The following is a 9,778-nucleotide window of genomic DNA, read 5'->3' on the forward strand; positions in this document are numbered from 1 at the left end:
AACAGACATCCTGATCCATACCTGACACATAAACAGCAACCTCAGGGTACTGCCAAGAAAAAAGCGAAAGATTATTGACACAACCAATAATGGTCGGATTCTCAAGCTTTCGTTCCTCATAAATGGCTGCCAACCGCATCAGATCCTCATAGTGGTAGTTGGGCAGATGGTTCCCAGCTCGATCAACAGAGCCCCTGATAACCGCATGAGCCAGACCGTTGCCGCTGGTGGAAACCTCCCAGCCATTGTAGATAAAGCGATGGAAAATCTGGGCGGCAAAAACTGAATCAAGCATTACCTTAAGGTCACCCGAGGTTGGATTTTTCATCCCTACCGGAACATCAAGTCCACTGACCGTAAGCCGGTGCTACTGATTTTCCACTGACCGCGCCCCCACCGCTACATACGAAAGCAGATCAGCAAGATAGGGATAGTTCCCAGGATAAAGCATTTCATCAACGGCACTCAGATGCGATTCTTCCAGCGCCCTAATGTGCATCTGCCTGATTGCCTGCAAACCCTTGGCTATATCGGTTTTCTTCAAGTGGTCCGGCTGGTGCAGCATCCCTTTGTAGCCTTTGCCGGTGGTCCGGGGTTTATTAGTATAAATCCGCGGAATGAGCAGCAGCACGTCGGCAACCTGATCCTGCAACCGGGCTAAACGGCTGACATAGGTACAGACTGCCTCTTCATTATGGGCTGAGCAGGGACCAATAATGAGCATGAATCGCGGATCATCCCGGGTGAAAATGCGCTTAAGCTCCTGGTCTCGACTCTTTTTTACGGCCGCCAGGTGCTTCGGTAGTGTAAGCTTGATAAAATTTCCTCAACGGATGGGAAACGGCATATATTCGTAACACTCATGAGTTCACCTCTCCACGTAGTTTTGCCAAAACCCTAAAGCCCGCCTCAACGCAAAAAAAGCTGCCCGAGGCGCTCAACTTCGGCAAAAGGAAATAATGTTGTGTTAGAGAAATAAAAAAGACGGCCTACCCTGCAATGGGGGGGGTCAGGAAGGAGAGGTGGTAAATATGAAGTTGCCCTGCAGATTAAGCCAGGAGCGTTGATTGATGAGGTTCACAAGACACCTTTAGTGACACATGAGGTATTATTCTTCGCGTTCTATCACGGAAGCTGTCGGGGAAGTCAAGAAAAAACTGAAAAGGGGATTAGGTTTCAGCCACTGAATTGCTCCATTGGCAGGCTTCAGAATACAGTGCAGGCAAGGCGGATTCTTCAACTCCCAGGCGACTGGCAATGTTTGTTACCGATGACCATCTCCCTTGCTCGTAGGCAATGCTGAGCATCAGGAATCCGGCCAGCAACCCTTTTTTTCCCACCAGAGCGGCCACCATGTTTGGCGGAAACGGCAACTTGGCCATGATTTTTTCCATTGGCTGATCGATAATGGCATCGATCAGGGAAAACATGCCCACCGTAAAAAGCTCGGCTGGTTTGACCGGCTTTTGCGTCACCCGGCTCATCAATTCACAAAACTTTCCCCTGATGCAGGACAACCGCACCAGTTCGTGCGGCTTGCCCTCAGCCAGTTTGGTGATCGTCATCAAGGACATAAAGCGTCTCATTTCAGCAATCCCCATATAAACCAGCGCCTGTTTGATGGCGGATATTTTGCTCGGCTTGGCAAAAAACGGCGAATTAATATAGCGCAACAACTTATAGGAAATCCCCACATCGCGGGAAATGAGTGTTTCCAGTTCACTGAAATCAACATCCTCTCTATTCATTTCAGCCATAATTTGTAGCTGGATAATATGGGATGAAGGGATCTCTTTTCCCTGAAGAATTTCCGGTTTACAGAAAAAATATCCTTGAAAAAGTTCAAAACCTAGGTCGAGCGCTTGCTGAAATTCAGCGTTGGTTTCTACTTTTTCAGCTAAAAAACGCAGGTTTTTCCCCGCCAGCTGATCAATATAGGAACGAATCTCCGCCACCGAACTGGCTCGAAAATCAAATTTGATAATATCCGCTAGGTCAATAAGGGGTTCCATCTCAGGCGAATAGCAAAAGTCATCCAGGGCAATAACAAACCCTTTTTGGGCAATTTCTTGGCAGGCAGCCAAAAGCGCCGGCTCCGGGCTGACATCTTCGAGAATCTCAACAACAATATTTTCTCTGGCCAATAGGAGAGGAATTTTTTTAACCAGCAGATTCTGGGTGAAGTTGATAAACGATTTTTTTCCGCCGGCAATCTCATCCATACCAATGGTAATGATGCTATTCTGCAGTACGGTTGCCGTAGCCTCATCACCATCAATATCCTGGGCAAAGTTCGCCGTACCATCACGAAACAGCAGTTCATACGCATAAATGTTCTTCTGCTGATCGAAAATAGGCTGTCTGGCAACGTAGGTATTCATTGGCAACAAGAACTCAAATATTACTACAGATAATGGCAATATAGAAATAATTGCATATGCACAGACCCACCTCAACGGCAGTCCCTTTCCTTATCGATTCTCAACCAAAAAACTTTATAGTTACTTATTAAAAAGGCTGTTTCCTCTAGGGGAAACAGCCTCAGTCGATCGCCGACGCAAAAAAAACATCCCTTCAAACCATGATGGACCCGCATCAACTCCTGACAGAGTAATCTCTTCAGCCATAAGAACCGCTTGAACGTTTCAGGGTGTAACGCCTCAGGAGTGAGCCTGCTCTACAGAATCCCTGCAATAGCGCAGGCTATCGCGATCCCTGAGGGTCATCGACCATCATTGGCCGGTACCGGGTGATCAGTCATCCACCGGTTAGCATAGCCGCCATACTTTCTACCCGGCGGATATGGCGGCCGGCGGACAAGTTCCGCCAAGAGCCGACGATCATCTTGGTCCAGCTGGTTGGCCAACTGGATGGTTGCCTCAACCAGCCGGTTCATCAGCCGGCCGCGGAGAGACTGGAGACTGCCGGCCAGCCGGCGATACTCCTGCTCCTCAAACTCCGGCGCCGTCAAAACGACGATCGCCGCTTCCCTGGCGGCTCGCATCTCCTGATGGAGCGGCCGGTTCTGCTGATGCACCTTCTCAAGGGTGGCAAGAACCAACTCCCGGCTGGCAGCGGGAAATTGTTCGCCAACATCAGCAAACCGGCGCGGACCGAAAAATGCAGCCGGCAGTGACCGGTGGCTCCACCGGCCGATAATCAGACCACCCAGAAACACATTCCCCAGCAGGGACAGCAGCAGCAAAAGTTTTATTTTTTTCGTCATAATATCTCCCCCTGGTAATCAAGGGATGCCTGCAGACTGTTGTTCACCGGCACAGAATCTGCAGTTGGTGGCGACAAGGAAAAACCGATGAACATCCCCATCAACAGCACAAGGGCCATGGCAAAACCTGGTGCCGGCAGATGAAAATCGGCAAACAACCGGCCGATGAGCATGGCGATCGTTTCTGGTTTTGGCACCCCCTGCTGCCGGGACACTGCAAGAATATCCGCCGTAAAGTGTGCCGGCGGCGGCGGTGCCCCCGGCAGGGCATGCAATGCTGTTTCAAACCGCTGTTCAGCGGCAACCAGTACCTGCAGCTCCGGGTTGTGCTGTAACAACTGCTCGGCAGCCCACCGTTGACCGGCAGGCCAACGGCCGAAATCGGCACCATTGATCAGCAGCTGTCGTTTAAACTCTTCAGCATTCATCATGGTCTCCCATACCTCCTTCTGGCGCTACATACTGTTGTCTCAATGCGTTTTTTGCCCGGACCAGCAAAGACTGAAGGGCTTTCAATGATATTCCCATAATATCAGCGGCCTCCTGATTACTCAATTCTTCGTAAAAACAAAGGGTCATGGCCGCTTTCTGTCGGACTGGCAACGTCTGGATCATCATCGCCAGGCAATCATGGCACTGACGCTCCGCCACCAGCTTCTCAGGGTTGACACCGGCGGCAATTGGTTGATAACTTTCCTCCAGAGCTTCCGGCTTTTTTTTTCGCTGCTGATCAATGCAGAGGTTGACCACCACCCGGTAAAACCAGGTGGTGAAACTACTCCCCCGATGCCCGTCATAACGTTCAGGATGCTGCCACAAACGCAAAAATGCTTCCTGAACAATATCCGCCGCATTTTCCCCATGGTGGAGCAGACGCCAGGCAAGACGGTAGTAATGCTCAGCGTGCCGGTTGACCAGCATCGTAAAAGCCTGGTGATCCCCTGCAGCAATCCGGATAATCAAATCAGGATCAGCCAGCAAATCCAGAGCTGTACTGGGAGAAGTCATCGTCTATCAAAATCCTTGGCATTACAGGAAGAAATAGCGGCGGCACCTTGATCAGCAACCTGGATGCCGCCGCCCGTTGTCGTTAGATCTTCTTCTTATAACTGCGGCGATGACCGCCGGCAAAGCCCTGAAAACGATGCTCACACAGCTGAACCAGTATCTGCCGCTCCTCGGCAGTGAACTGCCGGGCAAGACTGACGACCGCCTCCTGCATAATCTCGTGCTGCTGCTGGTGCAAGGCTCTTACCTTTGCCGCCGCCGTCTGCCACCGGACTTCGTCAAACTGCACAGCGATCATAATCTCTTTCATCTCCTGGCGCTGCGCCTCAATCTGTTCCCGCAGGGGCAAGGATTTTTCACGCGCATCACGCATGACTTGATGATACAGCATCTCCTTCTCCGCCGGCATCTGCTGCAGCAGATGCTGCTTACCGTCAGCACGGACATCACAGGAAGGACGGCCGGTTCCCTTCATGGCATAGGATGATCCGACACCAAGGCCAACAATCAGCATGAGAATTACAAATAATGATGAACTAATTTTAGACATGGCAGACTCCTTCAGATGACTCTAGGGTTTGGATACCTTGCAAAGTATGCTTCTTATAGCCGTTATACGAATGAGGTGGGAAAAACCTGCGTTTCTATCCTGCAGGACAAGAACAAACGAAACCACAACAGGGGAGTTGACTCTTTATCCGTACTGTGATTAATGAAAGCACATGGCTGGCATGCCGGGGGGGCCCCCAGACATAGCCTTTTCCTACATAACTGCCGTTAGCTTTCCGGCAGTCATACCAACTGATTGCCGCAGACAACGAAGGAGACAACCATGGGAGGCATGTTTGGCCTGGCTTCTGAAGAAGATTGTGTAACCGAACTGTTTTACGGCACCGATTACCACTCTCACCTGGGGACCAAACGCGGCGGGATGAGCGTCTGCAACTCCCATGGCATTCAGCGTTCTATCCACAATCTCGAGAACAACTATTTCCGCACCAAGTTCGAGTCAGAATTGACTTCCTTTGAAGGCAGAAAAGGGATCGGGGTCATCAGCGACACTGATCCCCAGCCGCTGATTATCGGCTCCCATCTGGGAAACTTCGGGATTGCCACCGTCGGCAAGATCAATAACCTTGACGCCTTGGTCCGCAAAGCTTTCGCCAACCGGCATTACTTTTCCGACACCACCAACGGCGTCATGAACCCAACGGAGGTGGCAGCCAAGCTGATCTGTGAGGAGGATAGCTTTGCCGACGGCATCCGCAATGCTCAGGGGTCCATCAAGGGATCATGTTCCATGCTGTTGCTGACCGAAAAAGGCATCTATGCCGCTCGCGACAAGCTGGGACGCACACCACTGGTCATCGGCCGCCGGGAGAATGCGATTGCCGTCAGTTCCGAATCCTGCGCATTTACCAACCTGGGTTTTGAAACCGACCATTTTCTCGGCCCCGGTGAAACCGTATTTATCACTGCCGACGGCTGGGAACAGCTGCTGCCTCCGGGCCCGCAGATGCAGATATGCTCTTTTCTCTGGGTCTATTTCGGCTATCCGGCTTCGGAATATGAAGGGATTAACGTGGAATGCGTCAGGAATAACTGCGGTGCTTGCCTGGCCAGCAACGATAATGTCATCGTTGACCTGGTGGCCGGCATCCCCGACTCCGGCATCGGCCCTGCCATCGGCTACGCCGATGCCAGGAAGATCCCCTTCCGGCGGCCTTTTGTCAAATACACCCCCACCTGGCCCCGCAGCTTCATGCCCCAGGACCAATCTTTGCGGGATCTGGTGGCCAGAATGAAGCTCATACCAGTACGCAAGCTCATTGACGGCAAGCGCCTGCTGTTCTGCGATGACTCGATTGTGCGCGGCACTCAACTCAAGGACAACGTCAACATTCTTTTTGATTACGGCGCCCGCGAAGTTCATATGCGACCATCCTGTCCAACCCTGATCTTTCCCTGCGAGTACCTGAACTTCTCCGCCTCCCGATCAACCCTCGATTTGGTGGGACGCAGTGTCATCAAAGAACTGGAAGGTGCGGAAGATAAGCATCTCGATGACTACGCTGCCGCCGGGTCGGAAAAAAATCTGGCAATGATTGAACTGATCAGGCAGCGGCTGCACCTGACCTCATTAAAATATCAACGCCTCGATGACTTGGTGCAGGCCATCGGCCTGCCCAAGGAACAGCTCTGTACCCACTGCTGGGACGGCTCCAGTTATGATTAATGGACATACCATGGAAAAATTCCGCAGCAGCCGGCGAAGAAGGCGCGGTACAGGGAGATAGCATCGTTGGTAGCACCAAAACATCAGCTATGTTTCCATCATCTCACCCTGTCCGATTTACCAAAGATATTCCCTACAGCTAAATACAGCAGTGAGAATACTAGCAAACGGCACTGCAAACCACGAAACAGCTCAGCCACCTGACACGTTGAACGGACAAAATCTGTTCGCACACAACCGGCAACATTACACCAAGAACCTAATAATTGCTGACGGCATGCGGGATTAGAATAGATATGCCAGTAACGATGTGCATCTTGGTAGCCTTCACGTACCAACGGCACCAGGCTGCAATCCGGAGATGGCGGCAATCTTCCTGAGGCTTTTTCCTCCCAGACCTCCAGCAACAGCCAGTCATCCGGCATCGCGATTGCCTCCAGGTCATCACTCGAAATGATTGTTGCCGGATCATCGGCCTCAACCGACGCCAACCTTCTAGCCCTGATCCAGAGGCGGCCTCGCGCTGTATGGCCCGGCAGCGCCTTGGTCACCCCGAAAGGAAAGCCAAGCAAAAAATCATCAAACGGCAATGAAAGGCTTTCCGGGCCTGCAGCCAGCAGATGGGGATCATAATCAAGAAAGCTGACAGATTCTTCGGGCAGCAGAATCAGGGGCAAGCGACGATAGCATCTGGCTGCTGCCGGAGAAAAGACAGCATCTAGATGCCTCATCAGATTTTGGAGCGTACAATGAGAGTCAGCGGTCATCTTTACCAACCACTCACGTTGCAGTAGAACTGCCTGGTGTTTTGATGTTCCTCTACTTCCACACTTTTACCTGCAAGATCAAACTTTGACAATTAGCTGTTCTCCTGATAATCTCCAGCTGCGTATAAAATCAGCATAACGGAGCTCTGCCACCAAGGTCACCTGCGTAGGTCGAGTCATACAGGAAACATAGCCCATCATGAACTCATATTCATAAAAAAACAACTCTCGTTATCTGCTTTAAAAATCTTTTGGAGGATTACTGCTTTGAGCGTGGCTGAGAAACCGCTCATAAATCAGTACATCTGCAAAAAGCCATTGAAAAAACATCTGTCTTCAGCAACAGAAAGTATGATCACTATGCTTCCCAACCTGTTCCTAGTTTTATGTACCATCGTAACTTTTTTCTTTTATGCAGCGGCTTCGACTGCCGAGCCATTGACACAGCAAGGTCCGCTGCATAATCATGACAAAGAGTGGGCTTTTGGCATCGGCCTGCTGGGAAGGTACAGCCCTTGCTATGAGGGAGCAGATAGCTACGAAATTAATGGTTCCCCTCTTTTCAGCATCAGCTGGCATGATAGGTTTTTTTTAACTTCGTATCGAGGCTTGGGAGCCATTGTCTGGAAGAGCGATGATTGTAAACTCGGCCTCTCGATCGGTTCTATCTCCGGGAGGGATGAAGACGACGCAGACCACCTTAGAGGTCTTGGAGATATTGATGGCGGCGCAAGTGCCAATATTTTCTTTGAACGGGCAATCGGAAATTTCACTCTCGATGTACACTATGAACACCAGGTGACCGGCGAAGACACCGGCTTTCAGGCCCATGCCGGTCTTGGTTATGATCTGCGAATCTCGAAAAAAATCACATTGCAGTCAACAATTAAAACAACCTATGCCAGCAGCGATTATATGGACACCTATTTTGCCGTTTCACCTCTTCAGGCGGTTCAATCCGGCTATCCCGTGTATCGTGCCGATGCTGGGCTCAAATCAATTGGATTCCAGCTCACAACCGCCTACAAACTCAATCGGCACTGGGAACTTCAGGCAAGAACGGGGTATGATCGCTTGGTCGGCGATGCCGCCGACAGCCCGATGGTGAAAAATGCGAACCAATATCAGCTCAGTGCAGGGTTGGCCTATAAGTTTGCGCATTGAAACCTGCCTATTCATTGGTTGTCCGGCAGGCAAAATAGAAGGCTGAAAAACTATGGAAATCTACGATGCCCATGTCCATTATCTCTGGCGTGATTCACCAACGGGAAAGAGCTCCAGTTTCTTGGCTCTGCGGGAAAAAGGCCTCAGAGGAGTGGCTTTGATTATCATGGGCCATCACCCTCCGGAACCAAAAAAATGCTTTGATTTCATCCCCCGATCCTATCATGAAAAGATCGGCCGGCAGCTGTTTTCAAACAGTTCGGGAATGGCTTTACCAACGGCAAAGCATTTTCCGGAGATTGAGATATTTCCTTATTTTGACAGCCGTTATATCACCAAAAGCGAAGCTGATTTGAGCCGTTTCAAAGCAGCCGGTTTCCGCGGTTTAAAGCTGCTCTATGTAGCAGATGAAGACAAAACATACGGGATGACCGGCTGGACAGACCTGTTTGGAAAATCGTCTCATGACTTCGAAAAGGTAACCTTGCACATGATCGAACAAGCGGTGGAATTTCGGTGGCCGGTCATCTTTCACGCTGATCTGCGGTTACACGAAGGATTCGTCAGGGACATTCTGGCAAGTTACAAAGAACACCCGTTTATTTTCCCCCATTTCGGTTTTTCACGCAAAATTATGAGCAAACTCCTCGAACAATTTGATGGCTGTTATACCGATTTTTCCTCACTCCTGATTTTCATGCGACAATCGCCCGATAATTATCGCAATTTCATCAAAACCTATGCAGACCATGTCCTTTTTGGTTCTGATGCCACCATTGACTGGCCTGAGTTAATCCATGAATATATTGACACAGTAAAGGCAATGATCCCAGATGAGGAGATATTAAAGAAAATTTTTCGGGATAATTACCTGAAGATACACCACCTAGGGGATATAAAGTCATAGCAAGAACATACCATTGCTATTCACCCTGCACCCCGCATTTATTAGTAAGGTATCCTTTGAAACTCTGGGTTATCTACATCCTCCGCTGCAATGACGGCACGTTGTATACCGGGATCACCAACAACCTTGATAAAAGAATAGAGACCCACGCCAGGGGCCAAGGCTCAAGGTATACCAGAGCAAGACTCCCGCTCGAGTTGGTTTACCAAGAACGGGCAAGTAACCGCAGTGAAGCCACTCGTCGGGAGATCGCACTTAAAAGGATGACGCGCAGTCAAAAAATAAAACTGCTTACAATCACACAAACAGGCAGGACTCATGCCCAAAATAATCCCATGTACTGACAGTCTTGGAGCAATTGACTACAGTTTTCTATGATATTGCCGATATAGCATAATCAATATAAGACTCTTTGGGAATTGTTAAATGAGTGAAAAGCCCACTTATGAGGAACTGCGCCAAAGGGTCAC

At 50.1% G+C, this 9,778-nt stretch carries 10 protein-coding genes and 1 pseudogene; 4 read left to right on the plus strand and 7 right to left on the minus strand.

Annotation, left to right across the window (positions count from 1 at the left end; translation table 11 throughout):
- From JXO50_09445 to JXO50_09470, 6 genes and pseudogenes are all read right to left on the minus strand, one after another.
- Positions 1-864 (minus strand): annotated as a pseudogene (locus JXO50_09445) (3-deoxy-7-phosphoheptulonate synthase).
- A gap of 305 nt (positions 865-1,169) precedes the next feature.
- Positions 1,170-2,381: an HDOD domain-containing protein gene (locus JXO50_09450; protein ID MBN2333314.1), complete on the minus strand. Its 1,212-nt coding sequence runs from the start codon at positions 2,379-2,381 to the stop codon at positions 1,170-1,172.
- Between the two features lie 341 nt (positions 2,382-2,722).
- Complete coding sequence (locus JXO50_09455; GenBank protein ID MBN2333315.1) at positions 2,723-3,226, minus strand: periplasmic heavy metal sensor; 504 nt, start codon at positions 3,224-3,226, stop codon at positions 2,723-2,725.
- Positions 3,223-3,657, minus strand: coding sequence for a hypothetical protein (locus JXO50_09460; protein ID MBN2333316.1), 435 nt, complete (start codon positions 3,655-3,657; stop codon positions 3,223-3,225). Before JXO50_09460 ends, JXO50_09455 begins: the two co-directional genes overlap by 4 nt.
- The gene (locus tag JXO50_09465) at positions 3,644-4,234 is read right to left on the minus strand and encodes a sigma-70 family RNA polymerase sigma factor (protein MBN2333317.1); all 591 of its coding nucleotides are present in this window, start codon (positions 4,232-4,234) and stop codon (positions 3,644-3,646) included. Before JXO50_09465 ends, JXO50_09460 begins: the two co-directional genes overlap by 14 nt.
- 82 nt (positions 4,235-4,316) lie before the next feature.
- Positions 4,317-4,784, minus strand: coding sequence for a periplasmic heavy metal sensor (locus JXO50_09470; protein MBN2333318.1), 468 nt, complete (start codon positions 4,782-4,784; stop codon positions 4,317-4,319).
- A 282-nt stretch (positions 4,785-5,066) separates the two neighbouring features.
- Between JXO50_09470 and JXO50_09475 the strand changes: the two genes are divergently transcribed.
- Positions 5,067-6,470, plus strand: coding sequence for an amidophosphoribosyltransferase (locus JXO50_09475; protein ID MBN2333319.1), 1,404 nt, complete (start codon positions 5,067-5,069; stop codon positions 6,468-6,470).
- 98 nt (positions 6,471-6,568) lie between these two features.
- Here the strand turns inward: JXO50_09475 and JXO50_09480 are convergent, their stop codons facing one another.
- On the minus strand, positions 6,569-7,201 hold the full coding sequence (locus JXO50_09480) for a hypothetical protein (GenBank protein ID MBN2333320.1): 633 nt from the start codon (positions 7,199-7,201) through the stop codon (positions 6,569-6,571).
- A 303-nt stretch (positions 7,202-7,504) separates the two neighbouring features.
- On the opposite strand from JXO50_09480, the gene JXO50_09485 reads away from it, so the two are divergent.
- The 3 genes from JXO50_09485 to JXO50_09495 all read left to right on the plus strand — a co-directional run bounded on the left by JXO50_09485 (position 7,505) and on the right by JXO50_09495 (position 9,652).
- Entirely contained in the window at positions 7,505-8,401 is an 897-nt protein-coding gene (locus JXO50_09485) for a MipA/OmpV family protein (protein MBN2333321.1), read from the plus strand.
- 265 nt (positions 8,402-8,666) lie between these two features.
- Entirely contained in the window at positions 8,667-9,308 is a 642-nt protein-coding gene (locus JXO50_09490) for an amidohydrolase family protein (protein ID MBN2333322.1), read from the plus strand.
- Between the two features lie 56 nt (positions 9,309-9,364).
- Positions 9,365-9,652, plus strand: a complete 288-nt coding sequence (locus JXO50_09495) for a GIY-YIG nuclease family protein (GenBank protein MBN2333323.1) — start codon at positions 9,365-9,367, stop codon at positions 9,650-9,652.
- Positions 9,653-9,778: the final 126 nt, after the last annotated feature.

The sequence above is a fragment of the Candidatus Anaeroferrophillus wilburensis genome (genome assembly GCA_016934315.1).
GTDB classification, from domain to species: domain Bacteria; phylum Desulfobacterota; class Anaeroferrophillalia; order Anaeroferrophillales; family Anaeroferrophillaceae; genus Anaeroferrophillus; species Anaeroferrophillus wilburensis.

Coding starts and splice junctions, on each gene's coding strand:
- JXO50_09450 (MBN2333314.1), bottom strand. CDS start 2,381: ATGAATACCTACGTTGCCAGACAGCCTATTTTCGATCAGCAGAAGAAC.
- JXO50_09455 (MBN2333315.1), bottom strand. CDS start 3,226: ATGACGAAAAAAATAAAACTTTTGCTGCTGCTGTCCCTGCTGGGGAAT.
- JXO50_09460 (MBN2333316.1), bottom strand. CDS start 3,657: ATGATGAATGCTGAAGAGTTTAAACGACAGCTGCTGATCAATGGTGCC.
- JXO50_09465 (MBN2333317.1), bottom strand. CDS start 4,234: ATGACTTCTCCCAGTACAGCTCTGGATTTGCTGGCTGATCCTGATTTG.
- JXO50_09470 (MBN2333318.1), bottom strand. CDS start 4,784: ATGTCTAAAATTAGTTCATCATTATTTGTAATTCTCATGCTGATTGTT.
- JXO50_09475 (MBN2333319.1), top strand. CDS start 5,067: ATGGGAGGCATGTTTGGCCTGGCTTCTGAAGAAGATTGTGTAACCGAA.
- JXO50_09480 (MBN2333320.1), bottom strand. CDS start 7,201: ATGAGGCATCTAGATGCTGTCTTTTCTCCGGCAGCAGCCAGATGCTAT.
- JXO50_09490 (MBN2333322.1), top strand. CDS start 8,667: ATGGCTTTACCAACGGCAAAGCATTTTCCGGAGATTGAGATATTTCCT.